Consider the following 25,126-nt stretch of genomic DNA (forward strand, 5'->3'; position numbering starts at 1 on the left):
CGGGCGATGTGCGACCGCCCCGGCCTCGGCGAACATCGCCGTATGAACGATCCGACCCGCAGGAAGATGTTCCAGTTCGCCGCCGTAGCAGGCACGGGTGCCACCGTGGCCACGGCCAAGCCCGGCAAACCCAAGGAGGTGACCACGTACGTCTTCGTGACCGGCTCCAACGGCGTGGCCTCGGCCGATCCCGAGCTGACGCTGCGCGGCCACCGATCCGTGGGGGTGAGCCTGCCCGGGCACGGCCCCGAGGAGCAGTTTCACCACGCCTACCAGGCGCCGCAGGACCTGGCGAAGCTGGCCGTGCTCCCCTCCCCCGTGACCGGCGTGACGCTGGACGACTATGTCGAGGCCACGGTGAACGTGGTGCGCCGCGCCTCCGGCCACGGCCCGGTGATCCTGGTGGGCGGCAGCCTGGGCGGCGCGACGATCACGAAGGCGGCCGACGCGGTGCCGGACCTGATCGACCGGCTCGTCTACGACGCGGCGTACTGCTGCACCGAGCTGCGCTCGCCTGCCGCGTATCTGGAGACGCCAGAGAACGAGACGAGCCTGGCGACCAGCGTCCTGGGCGCCATCGTCGGAGACCCGCGCGTGCTCAACGCGATCCGCGTCAACTGGCGGACCAATGACCGCGACTTCCTGGAGGCGGCCAAGACGGCGTTCATGGCGGAGGGCAGCGACGGCGAGCTCCTCGCCATGCTGAACACGCTGCTGCCCGATGAGAGCCTCCAGGTGTCGAGCGCCGACGCGCGGGGACGGAAGGGGTCGTGGGGGCGGGTGCCACGGGTCTACATCAGGCACGCGCGCGACCGGGTGATCCCGCTCGCGCTGCAGGATCGCATGATCAGGGAGGCGGACGCGGCTACGCCGGGCAACAGATTCGAGGTCTTCACGGTGGAGACGTCACACGCGCCGACGCCGGCGGCGTATCGGCAGATCACTGACATTCTGCATCGGCTCGCGAAATGAAAAACGGACGCCTCTTCGCGGAGACATCCGTTCACTGCTGGGGTACCAGGACTCGAACCTAGACTAACTGAACCAGAATCAGTCGTGCTGCCAATTACACCATACCCCACCGCTACGCAGCAGTCCCGAGGAACCTGCGTTTGGCGACGTCCGAAAGAATAGCCCAGCTCTGGGGCTAAGACCAAAACGATTGGCGGACCCGCCCTCCCCCGCCCCCGGCACGGGCCCGGTCGTGCCAAGCTGATGGGGACAAAACACCACGTGGAGGAGCCAAAGCGTTGGTCGAGAATCCGTTCTTCGCCCCCAGCAGTCTGCCTTACGAACTGCCGCACTTCGCGGATGTCCGCGAAGAGCACTTCCTGCCCGCCTTCCAGCGCGGCATGGCCGTGCAGCTCGCCGAGGTCGACGCGATCGCCGGCAGCGCGGACGCGCCGACCTTCGACAACACGATCGCGGCACTCGAGCGTTCGGGGCGGATCCTCGACCGCACGGCCACCGTCTTCTTCAGCCTCGCGGCCTCCAACTCCAGCGACGGCATCATGGAGATCGAGAAGCAGATCTCTCCCGAGCTGACCAGGCACAGCGACGCGATCCGGCTCGACCGGGCGTTGTGGGCCCGGATCAAGCAGGTGAGCACGGACGACCCGGAGGAGTCCTGGCTGCTGGAGAAGTACCGCGACGACTTCATCAGGGCCGGGGCCGACCTGTCGGAGCCTGAGCAGGCCCGGCTGCGCGAGCTCAACGAGGAGTTGTCGAAGCTCTCGACCGAGTTCGCGCAGAGCCTGCTGAAGGCGTCGACCGAGTCGGCGCTGGTGGTGACGGACCCCAAGGAGCTCGACGGCCTCGACGAGGCCAAGATCGAGTCGCTGCGCAAGGACGACAAGTACGTCCTGCCGCTGCTGAACTTCACCGCCCAGCCCGCCCTCGCCCAGCTCACCGACCGTGACGTGCGCCGCAGGCTCTACGAGCTGAGCGTCCGCCGCGCCCCGGGCAACTTCGGGCTGGCGGCCAGGATGACGGCGCTGCGGGCCGAGCGGGCGGCGCTGCTCGGCTTCCCCAGCCACGCCGCCTACTCCGTGGCCGACCAGACGGCCAAGTCCGTCGAGGCGGTCGAGGCGATGCTCGGGCAGCTCGTCGGGCCCGCCGTGCGCAACGCCCGCAAGGAGGCCGGGGAGCTGGCCGAGCAGGCCGGGTTCGACATCGAGCCGTGGGACTGGTCGTTCTACTCGGAGAAGGTGCGCGAGGCGCGCTACGACTTCGACGGCGCCGCGATGCGGCCCTACTTCGAGCTCAACCGGGTCTATCGCGACGGCGTCTTCTTCGCCGCCGCCAAGCTGTACGGCGTCACCTTCACCGAGCGGTCCGACCTGAGCGGATATCACCCGGACATGACGGTGTTCGAGGTGTTCGAGGAGAACGGGAGCCGCCTCGGGCTGTTCGTGCTCGACCCGTACGCGCGGGAGAACAAGCGCGGCGGCGCGTGGATGAACAATCTGGTCGACCAGTCCCTGCTGTTCGCGCTGAAGCCGGTCGTGCTGAACAACCTCAACGTCACCAAGCCCTCCTCCGGGCCGACGCTGCTCACCTACGACGAGGTCAACACGGCCTTCCACGAGTTCGGGCACGCGCTGCACGGCCTGTTCTCGCAGGTGCGCTACCCGCGCGTGTCGGGCACCAGCGTGCCGCGCGACTTCGTCGAGTACCCGTCGCAGGTCAACGAGATGTGGGTGACCTGGCCCGAGGTGCTGGCCAACTACGCCAAGCACCACGAGACGGGCGAGCCGATGCCGGCCGACCTGGTGGGCAAGCTGAACGCGGCGGAGAAGTTCAACCAGGGCTTCAAGACCGTCGAATACCTGGGCGCGACGCTGCTCGACTGGGCCTGGCACAAGCTGGCAGCCGGGGAGACGGTGGCCGACGCCGAGGCGTTCGAGGTCGCCGCCCTGGAGGCCGCCGGGATCGCCCTGCCGACGGTCGGTCCGCGGTACCGGACCAACTACTTCGCGCACATCTTCGCGGGCGGCTACAGCGCCGGCTACTACTCCTACATCTGGAGCGAGGTGCTCGACGCGGAGAGCGTGGAGTGGTTCAAGGAGAACGGCGGGCTCACCAGGGCCAACGGCGACCACTTCCGCCGCGAGCTGCTCTCCCGGGGCGGGAGCCTCGACCCGCTGACCGCGTTCCGCAACTTCCGCGGGCGCGAGGCGAGCATTCAGCCGCTGCTCGTCCGCCGCGGGCTGGACTGACGGTCCGAGGCGGCGGGCTGACGAGAGGGACGGCGCCTCTCGTCAGCCGCCGCGCGGGCCGGTGCGGGGCCTTCAGCCGCGGCAGGGCCGTTCGGCGCAGGAGGCGGCCTGGCGCTACTTCTTCGTGATCAGCGTCATCCCGTCGGCGACGGGGAGCAAGAGCACGTTCACCCGCGGATCCTCGATCACCAGGTCGTTGAACTCGCGGATCTGCACGGTCGTCTCCTCCTCGTGCGCCGGATCGGCCACCCAGCCCCTGCGCAGGGTGTTGTCCACGACGATCAGCCCGCCCGGCCGCAAGCGGTCCATCAGCAGCTCGTAGTAGCCCGGGTAGTTGCCCTTGTCGGCGTCGAGGAAGGCCAGGTCGATGCTCTGGTCGAACGCGGCGAGCGTCTCCAGCGCCGGCCCGAGCGTGAGCGTGATCCGATCGGCGACCCCGGCCGCCTCCCAGTAGCGCCGCGCGATGGACGTCCACTCCTCGCTCACGTCGAAGCAGTGCAGCCGCCCGCCCGACAACCCGCGGGCGATGCACACCGACGAATAGCCGGTGAACGTTCCGACCTCGACCGCCACGGCCGGCGCCAGAAGCTGTGTGACCATGGTCAGAAAGGTGCCCTGGTCAGGGGAGATCTGCATGGCCACGGCCTCGCCCGTGGCCTCGGAGGTCTCCTTCGCCAGCGCCTGGAGCAGGGGGTCCGGCGGGGTGGAGTGCTCGAGCGCGTACTGCGCCACGGCGGGGTCCAGCAGGTATGCCTTCATGCGGCCATTGTTTCGGCTTCGGGTAAGGTCTGCGCGATCAATGACGTGAGAGTGGGCTGATGATGAAGCGGTTGATGGCGGTCGTGGTCGCGTGCGTGGCGATCGCCGTTCTCGGGGTGCTGGCGTTCTCGGAGCCCAGCGAGTCGTCCGACGGGGTGCGGCTGACGCGGCAGATCGACGGCTCCATGGTGCTGGCCGACAAGGCGAGCGACGCGCCCATCCTCGACCTGTACGAGGATTTCGACTGCCCCGTCTGCAAGGACCTGCACGCCAAGGTCGACGCCACGATCCGCAAGCTGGCCATGGCGGGCCAGGTCAAGGTCGTCTACCACGCCGTGACGATCTTCCGGGACGAGCCCATGCGCTCCAACTCCATCCGCGCCGCCGCTGCCGCCCGCTGCGTGCCCGAGACGAGCTGGCAGGCCTTCAGGGACGAGCTGTACGCCATCCAGCCCGCCCCGCATGGCGTGGCGTCCGGGTTCACCGTCGAGGAGCTGGTCAAGGCCGCCAGGAAGGCGGGGGCGTCCGTGGACGAGTGCGTGACGTCGCAGTCGTACGCGAAGGCGCATCTGGCGGAGACGGCGAAGGTGAGCCTGGAGGGCACGCCGACCGTGGTGCTCGACGGGCGGATGCTGGGCCAGGAGGCGTTCGATCCGGCGGCGCTGGAGCGCGCCATCACCGGCGACGACGGCGTACGGGTGTGACGGGCGTGTCCAGACCATGAGACCGGTGTGCCAAATGGTGAATACGTGTGGCAGACTGGGCGGCACCATGTTCTACGGTCTGCTCATTATCAGCAGGCGCGCTGGCTGACAAAGGGACACCGCCAGCGCGCAGACCTCTCACGTCCGTGAGGGGTCTTTTTGTTTTCCCGCAGGATGTGCTTTTCCAAGAGAGAAGAGAGTCATGGCCGACGACCGCTTCCACGTATACGACACGACGCTCCGTGACGGGGCTCAGCAGGAGGGCCTCAACCTGACCGTCGCGGACAAGATCGCTGTCGCACGTCACCTGGACGGCCTGGGCGTCGGCTTCATCGAAGGGGGCTGGCCGGGCGCCAACCCCAAGGACACAGAGTTCTTCAGGCTGGCTCGAACAGAGCTGGATCTGAAGCACGCGCAGCTCGCCGCGTTCGGCGCGACCCGCCGGGCCGGTGCGAAGGCAGCCGACGACCCCTTGGTAGCCGCACTGCGCGAATCCGGCGCGCCGGTCGTGACCCTTGTCGCCAAGAGTCACGACCGGCACGTGGAGCTGGCCCTCCGCACGACTCTCCAGGAGAACCTCGCGATGATCCGCGACACGGTCTCCCACCTCCATGCGGAGGGGCAGCGAGTCTTCCTCGACGCCGAGCACTTCTTCGACGGCTACAAGTCCAATCCAGCGTACGCGCTGGAGGTCCTGCGGACCGCCGCCGAAGCCGGAGCCGACGTCATCGCCCTGTGCGACACGAACGGCGGCATGCTCCCCGACGAGCTCGCCGAGATCGTCGCCAACGCCGTGGCGACCAGCGCCCGGGTCGGCATCCACTGCCACGACGACACCGGCTGCGCCGTCGCCAACACGCTGGCCGCCGTCAAGGCCGGCGCCACGCACGTCCAGGGCTGCGCCAACGGCTACGGCGAGCGCTCGGGCAACGCCAACCTCTTCACCGTCGTCGCCAACCTCCAGCTCAAGCGCGGCTTCGACCTCGTGCCGCAGGAGGCGCTCGCCGACATGACCCGCATCGCCCACGCGATCACCGAGGTCACCAACGTCACCCCCAACTCACACGCCCCGTACGTCGGCACGTCCGCCTTCGCCCACAAGGCCGGCCTGCACGCCAGCGCCATCAAGGTCGACCCCAACCTCTACCAGCACATCGATCCGGCCGCCGTCGGCAACGACATGCGCATGCTGGTCTCCGACATGGCCGGCCGCGCCTCGGTCGAGCTCAAGGGCCGCGAGCTCGGCTACGAGCTCACCCCCGAGCACACCAAGACGCTGGTGGAGCGGGTCAAGGACATGGAGGCGCGGGGCTTCACGTTCGAGGCCGCCGACGCCTCGTTCGAGCTGCTGCTGCGCGACACCGTGCACGGCTCCCGCAAGCGGCACTTCGAGGTCGAGTCCTGGCGGGTCATCGTCGAGCGCACCAAGGGCGGCGAGCTGGTCAGCGAGGCCACGGTCAAGCTGCACGCCAAGGGCGAGCGCATCGTGGCCACCGGCGAGGGCAACGGCCCCGTGAACGCCCTGGACAAGGCCGTTCGCCTGGGTCTGGAGCAGCTCTACCCCGAGCTGGCCAAGCTGGAGCTCGTGGACTACAAGGTGCGCATCCTTGAGGGCACGCACGGCACGGACGCCATCACCCGGGTCCTCATCACCTCCAGCGACGAAACGGCCGAGTGGGCCACGGTGGGGGTCGCGGAGAACATCATCGACGCTTCGTGGCAGGCGCTGGAGCAGGCGGTCACGTACGGGCTGCTGCGCGCCGGGCGCGAAACCGTCTGAAGGGCCTTCGCGGTCGGGGGCGCTGCGCGTCACGGGCTTCGGGCGGCGCCTCCCAGGGGGCTCCGCCCCCTTTTACAAGCCCGCTCGGCCATATGCCAATAACTGATGATCGGTCAGTTGCCGCGAGGGGTGCCTTCGGTGATCTGCCGGAGGATGGACGTGTAGCTCTGGAAGGCGTCGCGCCCTTCGTCGGTCAGCGCCAGCCAGGTTCGAGGGCGTTTGCCGACGAAGCCTTTCGTCACCTGTACATAGCCCGCCTTCTCCAGCGTTTGGATGTGCTTGGACAGCAGCGAGTCGCTGACCTCGATCGTGTCCCTCAAGAAGCTGAACTCCGCTGTTTCCGCCGCCGCGAGCATGGCCATGATGGACAGCCGCACCGGAGCGTGGATGATCTCGTCGAGGGCGTGCCGTGGATGGCTCACCGGTCCTCCGCGGAACGGAGCATGCGCACCGCGCCGTACAGCAGGGGGGCGCTCGCGATCAGCGCGACCAGGACATCGGCCACCACCCACCACGGGCCGGCCGGCTCCTGCGGGTGCAGGAACATGTTGTAGAGCGCCCCGATCACGGTCGTCCCCACGAACGCATAGGTGACGGGGTACGAGAGCCGGGACAACACCCGGCTGTAGACCCGCTGCCGGGAGATGTAGAGGAACCCGGCCACGACAAGGACGCCGAGCGCCAGATTGGCGTATCTCGTGACTGCTGCGGGGCCGAGCAGCATGGCCAGCCAGATGCCGGTGGATCCGAGCCCCATTCCCAGGAAGAAGTACCCGCCCCACCGGCTGGACTTTCGTACAGGGCCCTGCGCGCGGTCCACTTCACGAAGGGCGGCCTCTGCCGACAAGTCATCATGTTCCGGCATGTTTCCTCCAGATCACATAGTTGACTATCAGGAGAGTACTCAACCGCCGTTCAAGTGTCCAGCGATGAATGGATCGCCCCAGCCTCCGCCGTCCGAGCGCGAGAAATACAGAGATTCTGGTCTGTCTCCAGTGCAACGCAGGTCAGCGGCGGGGTAGCACGCCCAGGAGGGTTGCGGTCACGGCCAGCTTCAAGGAGTCCTTCAGCTCCAGGTGGAAGCGGGCCAGGTCGGGCTCGGCCTGGTAGGCCGCCTGCAGGCCGGGCGGGGGCGTGCTGTACGCCGACAGCGCGCCGGCCATGACCAGGGTTTGCAGGCTGAACTGTGTCGCGTTCTCGCCCAGCTCCGGCAGGCACTTCTGGAGCAGGGCGGTCATGGTTGCCAGGCGGCCCAGGGAGGCGCGCTTGTAGCGTGCCACGACCTCGACGGAGACGTTGTGTTCCAGGACGCTGCCCTGCGCGCCGAAGAGGCCGCACAGCACCACGCGGCCGGAGAGTGAGCGGCTGAGGATCTCGGCCACCGCTGCCGCTCGCTCGGCCATGGGCAGATTCTCGTCGATGCCGGCGGCCAACTCGCCCGCCAGCTCCGCCAGCCACTCCTGCAGGAAGTGGTCCAGCAGTTCCAGCAGCACCGCCTCGCGAGACTCGAAGTAGCGCAGCACGTTCGGCTTCGCCAGGCCCACCCGGCGGCTGAGCTCGTTCAGGGTGACCGCGGCCACGGGCATCTCGTCGAGCATCGCCGAGGCCATGTCGAGGATCGCCCGCCGGCGGATCTCCCGCTGCTCTTCGGTTCGCGCCCGCTGGAAACTCACGATCGCCAGCCTAACTTAGGTACCGGCGGTACGTTGACAACGTACCGAGAGTACTTTAACGTCATCACCACAAGATACCTTCGGTACGTTACTTGTTGGGAGCCTGACATGGGCGAGAAGTGGACGACGGCGAACATCCCGGACCAGGACGGGCGGGTGGCCGTGGTGACCGGGGCCAACACCGGACTGGGGTACGAGACCGCCAAGGCACTCGCCGAGCGCGGGGCGTCCGTGGTGCTAGCCGTGCGCAACATTGAGAAGGGCGAGCAGGCCGCGGCCCGCATGACCGGCGACGTGACCGTGCAGGCGCTGGACCTGACCTCGCTCGACTCCGTCCGGACCGCGGCGGCGGCGCTGCGGTCCCGGCTCGACCGGATCGACCTGCTGATCAACAACGCCGGCGTGATGTACACCCCGAAGCAGACCACCCGGGACGGCTTCGAGATGCAGTTCGGCACCAACCACCTCGGCCACTTCGCGCTCACCGGGCTGCTGCTGGACCTGATGCTGCCGGTGCCCGGCTCGCGCGTGGTGACGGTCAGCAGCACCGGCCACCGCATCCGGGCCGCGATCCACTTCGACGACCCGCAGTGGGAGCGGTCGTACAGCCGGGTCGCCGCCTACGGTCAGTCCAAGCTGGCCAACCTGATGTTCACGTACGAGTTGCAGCGCCGGCTCGCCACACACGGCACCACCGTCGCGGTGGCCGCGCACCCCGGCATGTCCAGCACCGAACTCGCCCGCAACACCCCCGCTGCTCTCCGGCTTCCGCTCACCTGGCTCGCGCCGCTGATCACCCAGACGCCGGCGATGGGCGCGCTGCCGACCCTGCGCGCCGCCACCGACCCCGCCGCGCTCGGCGGCCAGTACTACGGTCCCAGCGGACGCAACCAGATCATGGGCCACCCCCGGCTGGTCACCTCCAGCCCGGAGTCGCACGAGATAGCCGTCCAGCAGCGGCTGTGGGCCGTCTCCGAAGACCTCACCGGGGTGAAGTTCCCCGTCGTTCAGCCCATCGAGACCTCTGTGCAGTGGTGAAGTCAGCAACTCCACCGAGCTGAATCGCTGTATCGGCGACCCGTGTCGAGGGTGTTATCGACGGCCCTGACCTGCTTCACCCCACTCCTTGTCCGGCGGGTCCGAGACGGCCCGCCACAACGGCCATCTGGACATCCTGCGCGAGATGCTCGACGGCACGACCGGCGGCTAGATCTGGCGGAGATCATGGGCGAAGCCAGAGCCGGATCGAGGCGACGGTGACGGCGCCGTGGAAGATGTAGCCGCGCTTGTCGAACCTTGTGGCCACAACTCGGGAGTTCTTCAACGCGTTGACCCGCTCGGCTTCGTTCCTTCGCCTGTAGATCGTCTTGTCGAAGCCGGCGGGTCGGTGCCGACAGCGCCTTCGTTTCACTCACCGATCTGTGAGCCACCCTCCCAGGAGGCGGATCACGAAATCTGTCGCGCAGAACCAGCGACACTCAGCCGGGATCGAGAACGCGCCACGCCTCGGTGACGCAGCCCTCCTCGTAATCCCACCAGCCGTCCTGCCCTTCCACGAGGAGCCGCTTCGCTCCGGCAAGGTCCGCTGCCGGCGGAATGTTCAGCGCCACCAAACCGAACCGCTCAAACCCTTCCCCCTCAACGCCCAGCGGCGCGAACAGATCAAGGACAGTGATCAAGTCACCCTCGAGATCGCCGTTACGGTCTGGGACCACCCGGATCGTGCAGTTGTCGGAGAACTCCACGACTTCCTTTGCCCATACGGTGCCCTCGGCGTCCGCTTCGACGCGCACCACATCGCCGCAAGCGACTCCACGGGCGAAGAAGGGGATGTTGTCCAGCCTGACCAGACCTGGACCAGCGGGGGTAGCCCACAGACGCTCGGACCCGGCCGGCGGCCAGCCGTCCTCGTCCTGCTCAAGCTCGAACACCACACGCACATGCGTGCTCGCAACGCTGTTCATCACCGCAACAGGATGCCCTACGGGCGCGTATCCCCCCACTGGCACTCAGATCGGGCAGCAGCCAGAGATGAAGATCGTTATCTCAACTTGCCACGCGAGCCCGCCCGCGTACACACGGGATGTAGGGACCAGGGCACACCAGAGGGGCCCGCAGGCAGGCCCCTCTGGTAGACCAACTAGAAGTCGAACTCTCCCTTGGACATCCCGTCCCTGAATGCGGCCCACTCGGCCGGAGTGAACACCAGGGCCGCCCCGTTGCGGTTCTTACTGTCTCTCACGGCGACGCGACCTCCGCTGAGCGGAGCCACCTCGACGCAGTCACCGCCGGTTCCGCCACTAGCCGTCGCCTTCCGCCAGGCGGCGACTGCCAACTCCTTGTCAATCATGGCTCTCCATCACCCTCTGAATGATCTCCGTGCTTACGTACGTAGGTTGCGCCAGGCCGGACAGCAACTCCCATCGATCGTTCAGCTTCCTGATCATGTCGGCCTGGTGGGTAACCTCTCCGGTTTCGGCGTTCTCCAGGAATGCCGCGTAGGCGTCGTCATCGTGTGCGATCACGAACGGCCCGATCAGGCCCGCCGTGCTGCGCGACGACAGGGGGACAACCCGCACGGTAATACATGGGTGCTCCATCACGGCAAGCAGGTAACCGAGCTGTTGCCGCATGACCTCCCACCCTCCGATCTGACGGTGAAGGACGCTCTCGTCCAGGATGAAAGAGAGTGTGGGAGGGTTCGGCCTGTTGATGATCAGCTGACGTTGAAGCCGGGCTTTGACGGCTTTTTCCACCTCCCCGGAGATGGCTCCAGGCTCCCCGCCGAACACGGCCCTGGCGTATGCCTCGGTCTGGAGGAGGCCGGGGATGAGGGCCAACGCGTAAGCGCGAATGGCCCGTGCCGCCTCTTCGATCGCCGGCCATTTGCGGAACCATGTGGGGCTCACGTCTCGGATGGCGGGAAGTAGCTCAAGGAGCTCCCCATTCAGCCCGAGTGGCCTCTCCAACTGCCGGGTGAACTGCTCCGTAGGCAGGCGGGTGCCGCGTTCCACAGCCCCGATCAGACTTTCACTGCAGGGCAGCTTGAAGGTGAACGTTTTCCAACCTCCTGGACGCATGCCCTGATCACAGCATGATCGCGATGCTGGTGTTCGGCCGGTGATGCAAAGAAGCTCCTGGTAGACGGGTTGATCACCACAATCCTCACCGTCACGACCAGGAGCTCAGGTGCTGTTCTATCGCGCCGCCGTCGATTTGTCGCCTCAGACCCTGAACTACGTCGCCGGGGTGATCCGCGGACCCGGCGGACGCGCCAACGCTCAGCTGAAGAGCTGGAAGATCCTCGCAAGCTACGCTGCAGCCCTTCCAAGGTCGGCCACCTGTGCAAGGCCATCGCCGTCCTTCCTGACCACCGCGTCGCACAGGCAGCCTGAGGTTGAAAGGAGTCAATGATGATCGCGCAGGTGAAGATCACCATTCAGCGAGTGCGGCTTGGCGCCTCGGAATTCCGGGTGATCCGCCCGGCCAAGCCTCTGGCCAATGGGGCGCTCTACGACACCGGCAGTCAGTATCACATGTATGTGGACCGGGCGGATGGCCGACGGATCGGCGCGCTGTGGCTGCTCGCGGCCCGATCGCCACGCTCTCTGGTCTACCTGCCGATGCGCGCCACGCCGGCCGCCCCTGGGATCAACCCCGACTGGGACAAGGAGGAGAGGTGCCCGGACCGGCCGCTTGATCTCGTGCTGGTCCACCACTCGCTGCAGTTCCCGCCCTCCCGCTGGAAGCAGGTACGAAAGCGGATCACTGCGGAAAGCTCTCCGTGCGAAATACGGACAGCAGGTGTGCCGGACACCGACCTGCCCACCGACGAAGAGATCGACTACCGGGCCCTGAACTACCAGGAGAACAAGGACACACTCCACCAGCGCGTGCACGCCGAGACGCTGTTTCTGACCGGCAGCACTGCGGCGTTTCGGCAGCCGGCCCGTCACTTTTTCGCCGTGGCGAAAGAAGGGCCGCCCGTTGCCGCGACCTCGCTGTACATCTCGGGCGCCTGCAACTATCACGTCTGCCGACTGTTCTACTGGCCGAATCTGGATCCAGGCGGCGGGCAGGACATCCACCTGGAGTACGCCCCGCGATGGACGGTCTGACAAACCCATGACCTGTGACTTCAGGTTGGAAACCCTCCGTCTTCCGAACTACGAGGAAGCCCCCACGACCCGAGCGGTTAACCGTCAGTCCTGTTCCGTGAGGCGTCCATGAGTTCCGGTGGCCGGCCAACGACCTTGCCAGGCGGCCCGGCATGTGGATTCGTCGGAGCAGCCCTACCACTGCAGCGCACTGAGTCCGAACCGCTCCCGCAAGAGCTCACCTGCGCGTCTGTAGCCGGAGCCTTACTCGTGGGGGAGCAGATAACGCCACGAGAGCGCGATGTGCTCGCCGGTTGACATGCGATAGACGTGCCAGGATCCGTCACCTGGCATCAACCGGACGATCGTGTGCGCCTTGTTGCCCTTGTAGTCCTTGCTTCCCAAGCGCGCCTGCGTCTCGGGCGGCAGGGGGACGCCCCCCGGCAAGGGCTTGGCGGGCATCGCAGGAACCGTGACCTGCTCGGTGGACAGCCGTACACGGTCGGTGGAGTAGTTCCCGCCCTGTGCGGTCACGCGGTCGGCCACGCGGGCGAGGCGGTCGCGGGCGGTGACGAGCGCGGCGTCGTAGCCGGCCGCGGCATGTTCCAGAGACGGCACGTGCACCTCGCGCATCCCACTGCCGCTGTCGACGCCGAGGACCGTGGTGGGCGCGTCATAGATCCTCGGCGACCCCGGCAGGGGCGAGGCAGTGGCGGGTTGCCCTGCCAGATCATGATTGAGGGCCTCGACCAAGGTTTTGACCTCGGCGGGTGGAAGGCGCAGCTCATGCGCGGCGTCGGCGATGGCCCGGCCGTCGGCGTAGACCATCAGCATCGGAGGGCGCACGGCTGCGCTGCGGGGGGCCTTCGAACCACCCACCCGCAGCCATTCGGCGACAAGGCGCTGCGCGGGTCCGGCTGAGGCCGGCTCAGCAGCTGGCCGGCCAGTCTGCTCCAGCCTCGGCGTTGTCCCGGTCTCCTGACCTCCTGTGCTGCTGCACGCCGCAAGTATCAACACCAGAGCGAGGACCCAACTCCATCTCATATCCCTGAAACGATCACCTTCGGCGCATGGTTCAGGCGTGGTGCCACAACGCCGTACTCCGAACATCCCTGCTTGCCCCATGGCCCATCGTGCAGCCAGTCAGCGGGCAGGGACCACAGCGAGCGAGGGTCGAAGAGGGCGCTGCCCGAAGCCCCCCATGGCGCGCAGCGTCCCCGTCGGCGAAGGGCCTAGCTTTCAGAAGAGGTCGGCGGAGAAGGAGACGCCGTCGACGGTGACCTTGCTGCCCGAGCAGGACACCTTCGGCGAGTCCGTGCCCGGCACGATCACCGTCAGCAACGACTTCGCGGCCGGCGACACCACGACGTTGGCCGGCTTCTTCGACAGGTACGTCGGCGACACCCAGCCAAGCTTCCCGCCCCGCTCCACCTTCTGCCCGCCGACCTTGTCGCAGGACGACATCTGCAGCAGGGTGACCTTGAACTTCCCGTCGCCCAGCACGACCTTGCCGCCACCCTCGGAGAGCACCTTCAGGGACGGGTCGAAGCGCCACACGTTCTTGATCTTCTTGCCACCCGAGGCGGTGTCGAGCACCGCCATCAGGTCCTCACCATGGTTGACCAGCACGGAACGGGTCCGGCTCACGCCATAGGCCTTGTCCGTCAGCTTGAACGACTGCCGGTCCTTGCCGTAGTCCGTCTTGACGAGCTTGGACGGCACGCGCGGGCGGAAGCGGGCGCCCACCACGGTCGGCACGTTGTGCGCCTCGGGCGAGAGCGTCCAGTAGCGGTAGGCGCTCTTCTCGTAGGAGTGGAACCCGCCGTCGACCAGGATGTCGCGGCCCTCGGCGTAGTACGTCACGCCCAGGTGGTCCTCGTGCCCGTGGAACTTCAGGCCGGGCCCGAACCTGATCGAGTAGTAGGCCGACTCGGGCTTGCCGAACGCCGTGCGGCCGAACACGTAGCCCGCGCGGTAGGTCTTGACCTCCTGCTTCGGCGTGCCGGTCTCCATCTTGGGCTCGGTCTCGGCGCTGCCGTCCCCGAGGGGCACCATGTAGCCGTTGGGCATCGTCGAGTGGGCGATGAAGTCCTTCAGTGCCTCGGCGCGCTTGGCGATCTCGCCGGGCACCTTGCGGCCGCAGGCCTTCATGTTGGTCAGCGCGACCTGCAGCCGCCCGTACACGTACACCGCGTAGCGCGGCGCCTGCTCCATCAGCGCGCCCTGCGAGTCGACGTCGAGCTTGACCGTGCCGGTCAGCCGGCGGGCGGCCAGGCTCTCCCAGTCCTTGCGGTCATAGCGGCAGCCGATGCCCATGAGCGCGATGTCCTGGTCGATGCCGTGGTTGTGGCCCTTCTTGTACAGGCTCGCGTTCGACAGGAGCTTGGCGTGGGTGGCCAGGCTGTCCTTCAGCCAGCTCTCCTTGACGTGCATGCTCAGGCAGAGCAGCGGCTGGGTGCGCAGCGAGACCGGGTGGTCCTTCCAGACGTACGACTTCGTGCCGCGGGCGCCGTACTTGTTGCTCGCGACCCAGTCCTTGGCGATCTCGGTGGCGCGGTCCAGGTAGCGCTGCTCGCCGCTGTTCTCGTAGGCGACGACGAGCGAGCCCATCCAGCGCAACGACTGGAAGACGAACTCCCACGACCTGTTCTTGTACGGGCTCGCGCCCCAGTTGATCTTCTTGCCCAGCTCGTACGCGGGCAGCCCCACCAGCGAGATCTCCCCCCGCATGACGTCGTCGACCGTCGGCGTGCCGGGCAGCCAGTCGCCTTGGCACTCGGCCGTACGGGTGACCTTGTCGGCCTGCGCGGGGCTCACGAATGCGCCCAGTGCGACCGTGAGGGCAAGAGATATCGCAAACCGGCGCACGCCAGTTCCTTCCGGACAAAATGATGAGGGCGGGACATGCTTTCGGAACTTGATCAACCGGTCAAGCCGATTGCCGGATTCGTTAGCCGCCCGATGCGCTGTCGCCACCCCCGGCCGCGAGGGGAGATGCTGGAGAAGTGAGATACGACGACCTCGTGATCCCGGACACGCCCGCCTGCCGCGGCGCACTCGAAGTGGCCGGCCGCTACTGCTCGCCGTCGCTGCTCAACCACGCGATCCGCGCCTACCTGTGGGCCGCGGCGTACGCGCGGGAGCACGACATCGCGTTCGACGCCGAGCTGCTCTACGTGTCGGCGATGCTGCACGACATCGGGCTGGTGGCGGAGTTCGACAGCCACACGGTGCCGTACGAGGAGGCCGGCGGGCACGTGGCCTGGGCGTTCGCCGCCGGGGCCGGCTGGTCGCCCGAGCGCCGCCTGCGCGCGAGCGAAGTGATCATCCGGCACATGTGGGAGGAGGTGCCGGTGGAGGAGGACCCGGAGGGACACCTGCTGGAGTTGTCCACCGGCATGGACATCTCCGGCCGCCGCACCGAGGACATCCCCGAGGGGGTGCGCCGGGAGGTGCTGGAGCGTCATCCGCGCCTGGACATCACCAAGGAGTTCGCCGTGTGCGTCTCCGAGCAGGGCGCGCGCAAGCCGTCGAGCCACGCCGGCCGCTTCGTACGCGGCGGCATCCTGGACCGCATCGCGCGCAACCCGCTGGACGCCCCCTAAGACTTGGGGCCCGTGGTCTCGGCGACCTCGAAGGACCACACCTCCGAGCCCGTCGCCGCGGGCCCCTGGCCGTGCCCGTGGCCCTGAGCCGGGCCCTCGCCCTGCGCCGCGGCGGCGGCCTGGGCGTGCCCGCGCTGGAACGCCGCCCCCTGCTGCCACTTCTGGAAGTCCTCCTCGCTGCGCCAGCGGGTGTAGACGAGGTAACGCTCCGTGCCCTCCACCGGCCTGAGCAACTCGAACCACTCGAACCCGTCGGCCGACTCCACCATGCCCGCCCGCTTGGCGAAGCGGCGTTCGAGCTCCTCGCGCATGTCGGCGGGGACGGTCAGCACGTTGATCTTCACGACGGACAACGGAACCCCCTTCAGCGCACCGCTCGATGCGGCGCGGGTGAGGGCTCCAGGCTAACGCGGGCCACCGCCGGCACATGATCCCGGTCCAGCGCGTCGCGCACATGCGGCAGCGCCACCGTGGACAGGTGCCGGGTGAGCCCGCTCATCAGGGCCGTCTCGTCGGCGGCCAGCCGCAGCCGCACCTCCGGGCGGCCGAGCGCCTCCACCAGGCCGGCGTCGGCTCTCAGCACGGCCGGGTTCGACTCGACGTCGGCGGCGACGGCGTGCGCCATGCTGCCGGCGGAGACCTCGGTGCGGCCGGCCGGGCCGTCCTCGATGCGCAACGGCCCATGCGCCTCGCTGCGCCCCTGCGCGAACAACCACCGCAGCCCGATCAGCGCCAGGATGACGCCCACCACGGCCAGCGCCCACCAGATCCACGGGCTCGCGCCCGCGAAGAACGCGCGCACGTTTCCGTCCACGATGGGGGTCCGCGCGGCGGCCCAGTTCTGCGAGAACGCGCCCAGCCCCCGGGCCAGGCCGAGCCCGCCAAGGAGCGTCAGCGCCAGCCCCACCAGGGCCAGCCCCCATCGGTTGACGCGACCGGCGATCCTGTTCATCGGCGCTCCTTGACGTTGACGGCCACCCGGTACGGCTCGACGAGGTCCAGCGCCGCCAGCCTGGTGAGCACGGCACTGCGGACATCCTGGGCGAACCCCTCCTCGTCCCACCCCGAGGTGACGGGCGTGACGGCCACCGTGTGACCGCGCAGGGAGGCGCGAGCCGAGTGCACCCCGGGAACCTCCTCGGCGGCGTGCGCCAGCGCTCGGGTGAGGCTTTTGGGGCGCAGGCCGACGATCAGGTCGGGATCGTCGCTGCGGACCGGCACCATGCTCGGCCGTCCCGGCACCAGCGCCGTGACCAGCAGGGCGAGGCCGATCAGCGTCACGAGGGCCGAGCCTGCCAGGAACACCGGATCCGACCAGAGCGTCGTGGAGGCCCAGGCGAGCATCCTGTCGTACGGGATCAGACGCAGCGGCCGGCCGACCAGCGCGGAGATCGTCTCGGCGGCGATGAGCAGGCCCAGGAGCATCAGCAGGACGGCCACCACGATGGCCGGAATCCTGCGGTGCGGCCGGAACGCCCGGATCGCCGCCCGGTCCGCCGCCCTGTTCCGTGCCGGCGGCCGCGCCTGCTGCTCCCCGGATTCGGTGTACGCCTCCAGCGCACCGGACTCGGTGTACGCCTGATGTTCCCCGAACTCTGGGTATGTCTCCCGCGGGGTCATGGCAGGTCACCGCCCACGTTCGCCATGATCACGTCCAGACGGGTGACCTGCAGGCCGGTCTGGTACGCGATGCGGTTGGACACGTGCTGCCGCAGGCACGCCGCCACCGCGTGCAGCGGCGCCGGGTAGGCCACGCTCACGTTGAGACGGACGATGGCCCGCTCCCCGTGCACCTCGGCGCTCGACGGCCGCGACCACGGCAACCCTTTGAGATGCACGTCGCGCACCTCGGGCACCTCCCTGGCCGCACAGCACGCGATCTTGACGACCGCCCGGCCGGCGATCTCGGTGCGCCCGCGCCACTCCGGCTCCACGGGCGGGCGGCGCTGCGCGGGCACCGTCACGGCACCCGCGCCGGCGACGGTTTCCGGCTCGCGGCCGTCGCGGGCGACCGTGGTCATCTGCGCTTCCCGGTCAGGCCGGACAGGTTCACCTCGCCGGTCTCGGCGAGCCGGCCGACCAGGAAGCCGACCGCGCCCAGCACGAGGACCAGCAGGAACGCGCCGAGGCCGCCGAACGCTCCGGCCAGCCCGAGAATGATCCCGACCGTCATACCGATCAGCGGCATCCAATGAACGTTGTTCATGATCCCTCCACCATCGTGTCGTGCTTCTCCGTGTCGCTTGTCGCCGTGCCGCTTCTCGCCGTGTCGTGCTTCTCCGTGTCGGCCGTCTCTGTGTCGGCCGTCTCTGTGTCGGCCTTCTCTGTGTCGGCCTTCTCTGTGTCGGCGAGCGCGATGTCGTCGATGCGGACGTTCACCGGGCGGTCGCCCGCGAGGTCTGTCACGGCCCGCCGCACCTCATCCGCGGTTTCCAGCAGCGGGCGCTCCAACGTGGCGACGACGGAGATGTCCACGGCCGAGCCGCTCACGGAGACGCCGAGCAGCCGCTCGCCCGGCAGGTACGTGGCCACCGTCCCGAACGGCCCCCCGGACAACCCCGCCACCCCCCGGCAGCTCCGCACCCGTTCGGCGATGACCCGAGCCTCCTCAGTAGCCCCCGCTCCCCCACCGTCCCCCGGCCCCGAAGCCGCCGAAGCCGCCGAAGCGCCCGCAGTTCCCGAAGCCGCCGACGCCCCCAAAACGTCCGCATCGCCCGGAGTACCCGGAGCACCCGGAGCACCCGGAACCGCCGACATCTCCGAAGGGCCCGAAGCCGGAGGGTCCGAACCCGTCATCGGACCCTGGGCTCGGACTCGCCATCCGACCTGTGCCCGTTGCCCTCACCCTGACCCCGGTCCCGGTCCCGGTCCCGGTCCTGTTCAGGCAGGTGGACGTCGTCGACCCTGATGTTGACCTCGGTCACCTCAAGCCCGCACATCCGCTCGACGGCCTGGATGACGTTCTTCCGCACGGCCGCCGCCAGATCGGGGATGACCGTCCCGTACTCCGCGACCAGGTCGAGGTCGATGGCGGCCTCCCGCTCGCCGACCTCCACGGACACGCCCTGCATCGGGTTCCGGTCCCCGCCGACGATGCCGCGCATGCTGCCGAGCGCCCGCGCCGCGCCGCCTCCCATGGCGTACACGCCGGAGACCTCCCGGGCGGCGAGTCCGGCGATCTTGGCCACGACCGCGTCGTCGATGGTCGTGGTCCCCAAGTCAGTGACCAGCGTGCTCGCCGAGCCGCCGTCCTGAGTCCTGGCCCGCGGCACGGCCGGCGTCATGGACCCCACTGTGGAACCCCCCGCAGACCCCTCTGTTGACATCATGTTGGACACGGTTCTTCACCCCCTGATTTTCCTCCTAGGAGGGAGACATAACCGCTCCAACGCTGCTGATGCACAACAAAACGGACTCTAGGGGCATTTATCGACAGTTCCTGACTGCACCGTGGAGCGGGGTGGGCGGACCCCTCCGGCGGCGGCGATAGCCTTGTCGGGTGCGTATAGCGAGGTTCTCCACAGGCGACGGCGTCTCATTCGGTGTGGTCGAAGGCGGCCCCGGTGAGGAGTTCATCTCCGGCGTCTCCGGCCATCCGTTCGGCGACGTGCAGTTCACCGGCGACCGCTTCCCGCTCACCCAGGTGAAGCTGCTGGCGCCGATGTTGCCGACCAAGGTGATCGCCATCGGCAGAAACTACGCCGAGCACGCGGCCGAGATGGGCAACGAGGTGCCCGAGGAGCCGCTCATCTTCATGAAGCCGTCGACCACGGTGATCGGCCACGGCGAGAGCATCGCCTACCCCACGACGCTGTCCGACCGCGTCGACTACGAGGGCGAGCTGGCCGTGGTGATCGGCCGGCTCTGCCGCGAGGTGCCGGTCGAGCGGGTCAAGGACGTCATCTTCGGCTACACCTGCGCCAATGACGTCACCGCGCGCGACCTGCAGAAGAAGGACGTGCAGTTCACCCGGGCCAAGGGCTTCGACACGTTCTGCCCGCTCGGCCCGTGGATCCAGACCGATCTCGACGCCGGCGACCTGGCGCTGACGACCACGGTCAACGGCGAGATCCGCCAGGGCGGCCGCACCAGCCAGCTCATCAACGACATCCCCGCGCTGGTCGCCTACGTCAGCGCGGTCATGACCCTGATCCCCGGCGACGTCATCCTGACCGGCACACCGGCCGGCGTCGGCCCGCTGGAGATCGGCGACGAGGTCAGCGTCGCCATCGAAGGCATCGGCACACTCACGAACAAGGTGGTCTCCCGTGACTGACGTACGGGTGCGGTTCGCCCCTTCTCCTACCGGCATGTTCCATGTGGGCAGTGCCCGAGCCGCGCTGTTCAACTGGGCCGTGGCCGAGCAGTCCGGGGGGCGGTTCATCCTGCGCATCGAGGACACCGACGCCACCCGCAACCGGCCGGAGTGGACCGAGGGCATCATCTCGGCGCTCGACTGGATCGGCGTCAACGGCGGCAATCCGACGTTCGAGGGCCCCTACTTCCAGTCGGCCTACGAGCCGCAGCACCGTGAGGCCGTGGCCAAGCTGCTGGCCGACGGCAAGGCCTACTACTGCGACTGCACCCGCGAGCAGCTCCAGGAGCGCACCGGCTCCAAGGACAAGGGCTATGACGGCCACTGCCGCGACCGGGGGCTCACCGCCGGCGCGGTGCGCTTCCGCACGCCTGACGAGGGCGTCACGGTGGTCGAGGACCTGATCCGCGGGCGGGTGGAGTTCCCCAACGGCGCGCAGGAGGACTTCGTGATCGCGCGGAGCGACGGCTCGCCGCTCTACGTGCTGGCCAACGCCGTCGACGACATCACGCAGGGCGTCACCCACGTCGCCAGGGGCGAGGAGCACCTGCCCAACGCGGTCCGGCAGGAGCTGCTCTGGCCCGCGCTGGGCGCGCGCCCGCCGGTCTGGGCGCACCTGCCGGTGATCGTCAACGAGCAGCGCAAGAAGTTGTCCAAGCGCCGCGACAAGGTGGCGCTGGAGGACTACCGCGCCGAGGGCTACCTGCCCGAGGCCATGGTCAACTACCTCATGCTGCTCGGCTGGGGCCCCGGCGAGGACCGCGAGATCATGCCGTGGGCGGAGATGGTGCAGCGGTTCAGGCTGGAGGACGTCAACCCGTCCAACGCGTTCTTCGACGAGAAGAAACTGCGCGCGTTCAACGGCGAGTACATCCGGGCGCTGCCGCTGGAGACGTTCGAGGAGCGCTGCGCGCCCTACCTCGACCCCTCCTGGGACAGCGAGCTGTTCAGCAAGGTCGCCGCGCTGGCCCAGACCCGCATCTCGGTGTTGTCGGAGATCCGGCAGAATGTCGACTTCCTCTTCCTGGAAGAGCCGGTGTTCGACGAGACCTCGTGGGACAAGGCGATGAAGAACGCCCCGGTGGAGATCATCACCGGCTATCTCGACCGCCTCGGCGCCGTGAGCTGGGACGCCGAGTCGCTCAAGCAGGCGCTGGAGGAGGTCGGGGCCGCCCACGGGCTCAAGCTGGGCAAGGCCCAGGCGCCGGTCCGGGTCGCGATCACCGGCCGGACGGTGGGCCTGCCGCTGTTCGAGTCGATCGAGGTGCTCGGCCGCGAGCGCGCCCAGGAGCGCCTGCGTGCCGCCCTGGACCGCCTGCGCGGATGACCCGGGCCAGGCTGCCTGCGCGGATGACCCTGGCCAGGCTGCCTGCGCCGATTGTTCCTTCCGGATGAAGTCGGCGGCAGACGCGGGCGTGCGGCCACAGCCCGCGCCGCCGCCGTCGACGCCTTCCCTGGGGAGAAGCGCGTACGGTTGACGGCGGCGGCCCAGGCGCTGGGGCGCTCACTGACTTGTTGCGAGCGCTACGTTCCTGGCCTGGATGTCGTCCTGGGTCTCGGGCACCATCAGGCCCAGGTTGTCACTGATCCGCATCTTGGTATCGACCAGCTTTCGCTGCTGGTCCTCGTAGCGGCGGAAGGCTTCGCGGTGGTCCGCGCCCGCCAGCTCCGTGGCAAGCAGATAGCCGCCGGTCAGGGCCAGCTCCGCCCCGGCGCCCGAGGCGGGGGAGGCGCAGTAGGCGGCGTCGCCCACGAGGGCCACCCGGCCGGCCGACCACGACGGCATGCGTACCTGGCTCAGGGCGTCGAAGTACAGGTCGGGGTCGGCCAGCGCGCCGTCCAGGAGCTCCGGCGCCCGCCACGATGTCTCGCCGGCGAAGTTCTCCTTCAGCAGCAGGCGCTGCTCGTCCAGGTCGTGGTGATCGTAGTCCATCGCCTCCGGACGCCGGAACATGAAGTACGCCTTGGCCTGGGCGTGGTTACCCGAGCGGTAGATTCCCACCATCTTGCCCGGCGTGTTGAACATCGTGATCGTACGGTCCGCGCCCAGTGCCGCGTCGGCGTTGCCGAAGGCGAAGTAGTAGCCCTTGTAGTCGAGGAATTCCGACTCCGGCCCGAAGGCCAGGCGGCGCACGTTGGAATGCAGCCCGTCCGCGCCGATGACCAGGTCGAATCGGCCGGTGCCGCCGCTGTGGAAGGTGACCGTCACGCCGTCGGAGTCCTGCGCCAGGCTCTTGATCGAGTCGCCGAAGACGTAGTCGACGTCGTCCTTGGTCACGTCGTGCAGGATCTTCGCCAGGTCGCCGCGCATGATCTCGATGTCGTTCGCGAGCTCCACGGAGGCCACTCGCTGCCCCGCGGCGTCCACGAACCGCATCTCGCGCACGTCGGCCACCGCTGCCCGGATCCGCGGCAGGATGCCCATGCGCTCGACCACGTCCAGTGCCTGGTCGCGCACGTCCACACCCTGGCCGCCGGTCCGCAGCGTGGGCGTCCGCTCGATCACCGTGGTCTGGAAACCGTGTGTGGTCAGCCAATAGGCCAGGGTCTGCCCGGCGATGCCGGCTCCCGAGATGAGAACTGTTTTGTGCACTGCTACTCCAAGGGTGTCGTTGTCGTATGTGGCCCATGCAGGAGAAAGCCGGCTCAGGGCCCGGCTTGGTCTGGCGGGGCAAGGAGGTGGGCGATGACGATCTCGGCGGCCGGGAGTGAACCGACAGGTTGACGATCGGCGAGATGCCGAGCTAGGAGATGTCGGGATCTGGTCGGACGGACACCACCATCCGGCGAGGGGCGTCGGCCGCGCGCAGTTGGTGGGCGAGTGCGTCGATGGCGTCCCATGTGGCGTGCTCGCCGTCCAACGGGACGAGTCCGCCGTCTGCGAGCAGGTCCAGCAGATAGGCCAAGTCGGGTCCGAACCGGTCGCCCGCCCAGAATCCCTCGATCGCGCGGCGTCGCCCGACCATCTGGTAGGGGGCGAACGTGGTCGGCTGTCCCGAGCTCGCGCCCACCTGCTGGATGAGACCGCCCTCGGTCAGCAGGTCGAAGGCCTGGGTGAGGAGCGGGCCGCCAACTGATTCGATCACGCCGTGCACGGGAGCGGACACCTGGTCGAGGCCGGTGACCACCTCGTCTGCTCCCAGGGCCGGCAGCCGGTCGCGGCTGCCGGAGTCGCGGACCGCGGCGATCACGTGCGCGCCGGCGAGACGACCCAGCTGGATGGCGAAGTGCCCGACCGCGCCGCCGGCCCCGGTGACCAGCAAGCGGCGGCCGGTCAACGCGCCCAGCCGCCGCACGGCTCGCAGCGCGCTCACCCCGGGCACCAGCAAGGTGGTGGCCTGGCCGGAGTCGACCTGCTCCGGCACGATCGCCAGCTCGTGCGTGGGAACCGCACGCGACTGCGCCCAGGCGTTCCCGGTCATCAGTGTGGCCACTCGGGTGCCTGGCGCGGGACCGGTGCCGTCCTCGGCTGCCCGTCGTACCACGCCCACCGCGTCGAAGCCCGGGATGCTTCCCGCCGGCAGCGTGGCCGCGTGGTCAAGATTGCGGGCGAGCACGGTGAAGCACCGCACCTCGATCACGACATCACCGGCCTGCGGCACCGGCTCGGGGACGTGGCCGAACCGCACACCAGCAGGGGCGCCCGGGTCGCTGATCAGCGCTTGCACAGACCTCTCCAAACTCGTGAATTATCTGAAATAAGCATTCCACTTAAGGATATGGAACGGCTATTTCAGATGTCAACCGCCGACCACCCGCCGGGCCGATGCCATGACCCCGGCCAGGCTGATGGTGGCTCCGGCGGCCATCGACAACCACACCCCGGTGACGCCGAGCCACGCGCTCAGCAGATAGGCGAGGGGCAGCTGCACCGCGAAGCCCGCCAGCGTGGCGGCCAGCAGGCGGCTGCCCCTTCCGCTTGCCTGCAGCACCCCGCCCGCGGCGATCAGCCCGCCGAACGGCACCAGGTAGAGCGCCATCCAGCGCAGGAACCCCACGGCGGCCTCGGGCTCGGCGGTGAACAGAGCGGTGAGCGGCGGCGCGGTCACGTACAACACGGCCGCCACCACCGCGCCCGTGCCGAGCCCGAGCCAGAGGGGCGACGCGACGGGCTCGGAGCGCGCGGTGCGGATCATCGTGGCCTGGCGCAGCGCGTAGAAGATCATGACTCCGGCGAGCATGATCTTCTGCCCGATCCCGTAGCCGGCCACCTCGGCGGTGCCGAATCCGGCGACGATCTCCACCAGCGCCATGCCCACCAGGGCGCGGGCCAGGAAGTCGCCGGACATGGGGAGCCCGGTGCGGATCACCTCGCCGGTGACGAGGCCGTCGCCGGGTGAGCGGAGCCGTACGACGGAGATGAGCGCGATCGCCAGCGTGATGGCGCGGGCCAGCACGGTCGCCAGCGCGGCCCCCTGGACGCCCAGGTCGAAGCCGTAGATGAAGAGCGGATCCAGGGCGATCACCGCGACGTTGCAGATCAGCGCGTGCCGCATGGGGCGCTTGGTGTCGCCCCGGCCCTTGAGTATGCCGTCCACGACCGTCTGCGCGAAGTAGACCGGCAGCCCGCCGAGCGAGATCAGGAAGAAGTCCGCGGTCAGCGCCGGATCGTCGGTGAACAGCGCGGCCAGCGGCTCGCGCAGCAGCACGCCGGGGACCACGATGGCGACCGAGAACACGGCCCACAACAGCCAGCCCGTCCTGATCACCGGAGCCAGGGGCGCGGTGCCGTCGCGCCGCCCGACCAGCACGGTGATCCCCGTCGGCACCGCCAGGAACAGGCCGTAGGCCAGGTATTCGGCCGTGGTGCCCACGGTGACGGCGGCCATGGCGGACACACCGAGCCCCGACACCCAGAGCAGGTCGATCACGCCGACCGCGACCACGGCGGTGAGCAGTTCCACGTAGATGGGCAGGGCCAGCCGGATCATCTATACCTCGTTTCGATGTATATCGTTTAGAGGTATAGCGTTAC

At 68.5% G+C, this 25,126-nt stretch carries 29 protein-coding genes, 1 tRNA gene and 1 pseudogene; 10 read left to right on the forward strand and 21 right to left on the reverse strand.

Going from position 1 to position 25,126, the window contains the following annotated elements; all coding sequences use genetic code 11:
* Nucleotides 1-42 precede the first annotated feature (42 nt).
* Nucleotides 43-972 (forward strand): alpha/beta fold hydrolase, encoded by a 930-nt coding sequence (locus ACWD0F_RS28290; protein ID WP_449880504.1) that lies wholly within the window; start codon nucleotides 43-45, stop codon nucleotides 970-972.
* A 37-nt stretch (nucleotides 973-1,009) separates the two neighbouring features.
* Here ACWD0F_RS28290 and ACWD0F_RS28295 read toward each other — a convergent pair.
* Nucleotides 1,010-1,081: transfer RNA gene (locus ACWD0F_RS28295), tRNA-Gln, on the reverse strand.
* Between the two features lie 169 nt (nucleotides 1,082-1,250).
* On the opposite strand from ACWD0F_RS28295, the gene ACWD0F_RS28300 reads away from it, so the two are divergent.
* Complete coding sequence (locus ACWD0F_RS28300; protein ID WP_449880506.1) at nucleotides 1,251-3,218, forward strand: M3 family metallopeptidase; 1,968 nt, start codon at nucleotides 1,251-1,253, stop codon at nucleotides 3,216-3,218.
* 114 nt (nucleotides 3,219-3,332) lie between these two features.
* Here ACWD0F_RS28300 and ACWD0F_RS28305 read toward each other — a convergent pair whose 3' ends face one another.
* Nucleotides 3,333-3,977: an O-methyltransferase gene (locus ACWD0F_RS28305; RefSeq protein WP_449880508.1), complete on the reverse strand. Its 645-nt coding sequence runs from the start codon at nucleotides 3,975-3,977 to the stop codon at nucleotides 3,333-3,335.
* 59 nt (nucleotides 3,978-4,036) lie between these two features.
* Here ACWD0F_RS28305 and ACWD0F_RS28310 point away from each other — a divergent pair, with 59 nt between their 5' ends.
* Together ACWD0F_RS28310 and cimA are read left to right on the forward strand one after the other, a co-directional pair.
* Nucleotides 4,037-4,681, forward strand: coding sequence for a DsbA family protein (locus ACWD0F_RS28310; protein WP_449880510.1), 645 nt, complete (start codon nucleotides 4,037-4,039; stop codon nucleotides 4,679-4,681).
* Between the two features lie 202 nt (nucleotides 4,682-4,883).
* The gene (gene cimA / locus ACWD0F_RS28315) at nucleotides 4,884-6,461 is read left to right on the forward strand and encodes a citramalate synthase (protein WP_449880512.1); all 1,578 of its coding nucleotides are present in this window, start codon (nucleotides 4,884-4,886) and stop codon (nucleotides 6,459-6,461) included.
* Between the two features lie 113 nt (nucleotides 6,462-6,574).
* Here cimA and ACWD0F_RS28320 read toward each other — a convergent pair whose 3' ends face one another.
* From ACWD0F_RS28320 to ACWD0F_RS28330, 3 genes are all read right to left on the reverse strand, one after another.
* A complete protein-coding gene (locus ACWD0F_RS28320) occupies nucleotides 6,575-6,883 on the reverse strand; it encodes a winged helix-turn-helix domain-containing protein (RefSeq protein WP_449880514.1) in 309 nt (102 codons plus the stop codon).
* Complete coding sequence (locus ACWD0F_RS28325) at nucleotides 6,880-7,326, reverse strand: hypothetical protein (protein WP_449880516.1); 447 nt, start codon at nucleotides 7,324-7,326, stop codon at nucleotides 6,880-6,882. Before ACWD0F_RS28325 ends, ACWD0F_RS28320 begins: the two co-directional genes overlap by 4 nt.
* A gap of 142 nt (nucleotides 7,327-7,468) precedes the next feature.
* The gene (locus ACWD0F_RS28330) at nucleotides 7,469-8,134 is read right to left on the reverse strand and encodes a TetR family transcriptional regulator (protein WP_449880518.1); all 666 of its coding nucleotides are present in this window, start codon (nucleotides 8,132-8,134) and stop codon (nucleotides 7,469-7,471) included.
* Nucleotides 8,135-8,242: 108 nt separating this feature from the next.
* Here ACWD0F_RS28330 and ACWD0F_RS28335 point away from each other — a divergent pair, with 108 nt between their 5' ends.
* Nucleotides 8,243-9,172, forward strand: a complete 930-nt coding sequence (locus tag ACWD0F_RS28335; protein WP_449880520.1) for an SDR family NAD(P)-dependent oxidoreductase — start codon at nucleotides 8,243-8,245, stop codon at nucleotides 9,170-9,172.
* A gap of 88 nt (nucleotides 9,173-9,260) precedes the next feature.
* The gene (locus ACWD0F_RS28340) at nucleotides 9,261-9,344 is read left to right on the forward strand and encodes a mycothiol transferase (RefSeq protein ID WP_449880756.1); all 84 of its coding nucleotides are present in this window, start codon (nucleotides 9,261-9,263) and stop codon (nucleotides 9,342-9,344) included.
* A gap of 12 nt (nucleotides 9,345-9,356) precedes the next feature.
* On the opposite strand, the pseudogene ACWD0F_RS28345 reads toward ACWD0F_RS28340, so the two are convergent.
* The 4 genes and pseudogenes from ACWD0F_RS28345 to ACWD0F_RS28360 form a co-directional block, all read right to left on the reverse strand.
* Nucleotides 9,357-9,542, reverse strand: a pseudogene (locus ACWD0F_RS28345) (IS5/IS1182 family transposase); the annotation flags it as partial.
* A gap of 70 nt (nucleotides 9,543-9,612) precedes the next feature.
* Entirely contained in the window at nucleotides 9,613-10,098 is a 486-nt protein-coding gene (locus ACWD0F_RS28350; RefSeq protein ID WP_449880758.1) for a DUF4265 domain-containing protein, read from the reverse strand.
* A 176-nt stretch (nucleotides 10,099-10,274) separates the two neighbouring features.
* Complete coding sequence (locus ACWD0F_RS28355; protein WP_449880522.1) at nucleotides 10,275-10,484, reverse strand: DUF397 domain-containing protein; 210 nt, start codon at nucleotides 10,482-10,484, stop codon at nucleotides 10,275-10,277.
* A complete protein-coding gene (locus ACWD0F_RS28360) occupies nucleotides 10,477-11,148 on the reverse strand; it encodes a DUF5753 domain-containing protein (protein ID WP_449880524.1) in 672 nt (223 codons plus the stop codon). The genes ACWD0F_RS28355 and ACWD0F_RS28360 overlap by 8 nt, the downstream gene beginning before the upstream one ends.
* 396 nt (nucleotides 11,149-11,544) lie before the next feature.
* On the opposite strand from ACWD0F_RS28360, the gene ACWD0F_RS28365 reads away from it, so the two are divergent.
* Complete coding sequence (locus ACWD0F_RS28365) at nucleotides 11,545-12,252, forward strand: hypothetical protein (RefSeq protein ID WP_449880526.1); 708 nt, start codon at nucleotides 11,545-11,547, stop codon at nucleotides 12,250-12,252.
* A gap of 243 nt (nucleotides 12,253-12,495) precedes the next feature.
* Here the strand turns inward: ACWD0F_RS28365 and ACWD0F_RS28370 are convergent, their stop codons facing one another.
* Both ACWD0F_RS28370 and ACWD0F_RS28375 read right to left on the reverse strand, forming a co-directional pair.
* On the reverse strand, nucleotides 12,496-13,065 hold the full coding sequence (locus tag ACWD0F_RS28370) for a hypothetical protein (RefSeq protein WP_449880528.1): 570 nt from the start codon (nucleotides 13,063-13,065) through the stop codon (nucleotides 12,496-12,498).
* A gap of 405 nt (nucleotides 13,066-13,470) precedes the next feature.
* Nucleotides 13,471-15,048 carry a heparinase II/III family protein gene (locus ACWD0F_RS28375; protein ID WP_449880530.1) on the reverse strand — a complete coding sequence of 526 codons (1,578 nt, stop codon included), beginning with the start codon at nucleotides 15,046-15,048 and terminating at the stop codon, nucleotides 13,471-13,473.
* A gap of 188 nt (nucleotides 15,049-15,236) precedes the next feature.
* Between ACWD0F_RS28375 and ACWD0F_RS28380 the strand changes: the two genes are divergently transcribed.
* Entirely contained in the window at nucleotides 15,237-15,836 is a 600-nt protein-coding gene (locus tag ACWD0F_RS28380) for an HD domain-containing protein (protein WP_449880531.1), read from the forward strand.
* On the opposite strand, the gene ACWD0F_RS28385 is transcribed toward ACWD0F_RS28380, so the two are convergent.
* The 7 genes from ACWD0F_RS28385 to ACWD0F_RS28415 form a co-directional block, all read right to left on the reverse strand.
* Nucleotides 15,833-16,189: an antibiotic biosynthesis monooxygenase family protein gene (locus ACWD0F_RS28385; RefSeq protein ID WP_449880533.1), complete on the reverse strand. Its 357-nt coding sequence runs from the start codon at nucleotides 16,187-16,189 to the stop codon at nucleotides 15,833-15,835. The two genes, ACWD0F_RS28380 and ACWD0F_RS28385, sit on opposite strands and share 4 nt — an antisense overlap.
* A gap of 11 nt (nucleotides 16,190-16,200) precedes the next feature.
* Nucleotides 16,201-16,788, reverse strand: a complete 588-nt coding sequence (locus ACWD0F_RS28390; RefSeq protein WP_449880535.1) for an alkaline shock response membrane anchor protein AmaP — start codon at nucleotides 16,786-16,788, stop codon at nucleotides 16,201-16,203.
* On the reverse strand, nucleotides 16,785-17,456 hold the full coding sequence (locus tag ACWD0F_RS28395; RefSeq protein ID WP_449880537.1) for a DUF6286 domain-containing protein: 672 nt from the start codon (nucleotides 17,454-17,456) through the stop codon (nucleotides 16,785-16,787). The genes ACWD0F_RS28390 and ACWD0F_RS28395 overlap by 4 nt, the downstream gene beginning before the upstream one ends.
* Nucleotides 17,453-17,857, reverse strand: a complete 405-nt coding sequence (locus ACWD0F_RS28400; protein ID WP_449880539.1) for an Asp23/Gls24 family envelope stress response protein — start codon at nucleotides 17,855-17,857, stop codon at nucleotides 17,453-17,455. Before ACWD0F_RS28400 ends, ACWD0F_RS28395 begins: the two co-directional genes overlap by 4 nt.
* Nucleotides 17,854-18,042 (reverse strand): hypothetical protein, encoded by a 189-nt coding sequence (locus ACWD0F_RS28405; RefSeq protein ID WP_449880541.1) that lies wholly within the window; start codon nucleotides 18,040-18,042, stop codon nucleotides 17,854-17,856. The genes ACWD0F_RS28400 and ACWD0F_RS28405 overlap by 4 nt, the downstream gene beginning before the upstream one ends.
* Nucleotides 18,039-18,368, reverse strand: coding sequence for a hypothetical protein (locus tag ACWD0F_RS28410; RefSeq protein WP_449880543.1), 330 nt, complete (start codon nucleotides 18,366-18,368; stop codon nucleotides 18,039-18,041). Before ACWD0F_RS28410 ends, ACWD0F_RS28405 begins: the two co-directional genes overlap by 4 nt.
* A gap of 260 nt (nucleotides 18,369-18,628) precedes the next feature.
* A complete protein-coding gene (locus tag ACWD0F_RS28415) occupies nucleotides 18,629-19,120 on the reverse strand; it encodes an Asp23/Gls24 family envelope stress response protein (RefSeq protein ID WP_449880545.1) in 492 nt (163 codons plus the stop codon).
* Nucleotides 19,121-19,335: 215 nt separating this feature from the next.
* Here ACWD0F_RS28415 and ACWD0F_RS28420 point away from each other — a divergent pair, with 215 nt between their 5' ends.
* On the forward strand, nucleotides 19,336-20,112 hold the full coding sequence (locus ACWD0F_RS28420; RefSeq protein ID WP_449880547.1) for a fumarylacetoacetate hydrolase family protein: 777 nt from the start codon (nucleotides 19,336-19,338) through the stop codon (nucleotides 20,110-20,112).
* Nucleotides 20,105-21,478 carry a glutamate--tRNA ligase gene (gene gltX, locus ACWD0F_RS28425; RefSeq protein ID WP_449880549.1) on the forward strand — a complete coding sequence of 458 codons (1,374 nt, stop codon included), beginning with the start codon at nucleotides 20,105-20,107 and terminating at the stop codon, nucleotides 21,476-21,478. Before ACWD0F_RS28420 ends, gltX begins: the two co-directional genes overlap by 8 nt.
* Before the next feature lie 177 nt (nucleotides 21,479-21,655).
* On the opposite strand, the gene ACWD0F_RS28430 is transcribed toward gltX, so the two are convergent.
* The 3 genes from ACWD0F_RS28430 to ACWD0F_RS28440 form a co-directional block, all read right to left on the reverse strand.
* A complete protein-coding gene (locus ACWD0F_RS28430) occupies nucleotides 21,656-22,744 on the reverse strand; it encodes an FAD-dependent monooxygenase (protein ID WP_449880551.1) in 1,089 nt (362 codons plus the stop codon).
* 151 nt (nucleotides 22,745-22,895) lie between these two features.
* Nucleotides 22,896-23,819 (reverse strand): zinc-binding dehydrogenase, encoded by a 924-nt coding sequence (locus tag ACWD0F_RS28435; RefSeq protein WP_449880553.1) that lies wholly within the window; start codon nucleotides 23,817-23,819, stop codon nucleotides 22,896-22,898.
* A 72-nt stretch (nucleotides 23,820-23,891) separates the two neighbouring features.
* Complete coding sequence (locus ACWD0F_RS28440) at nucleotides 23,892-25,082, reverse strand: MATE family efflux transporter (protein ID WP_449880555.1); 1,191 nt, start codon at nucleotides 25,080-25,082, stop codon at nucleotides 23,892-23,894.
* Nucleotides 25,083-25,126 lie beyond the last annotated feature (44 nt).

The sequence above is a fragment of the Nonomuraea sp. NPDC002799 genome (assembly GCF_053592075.1).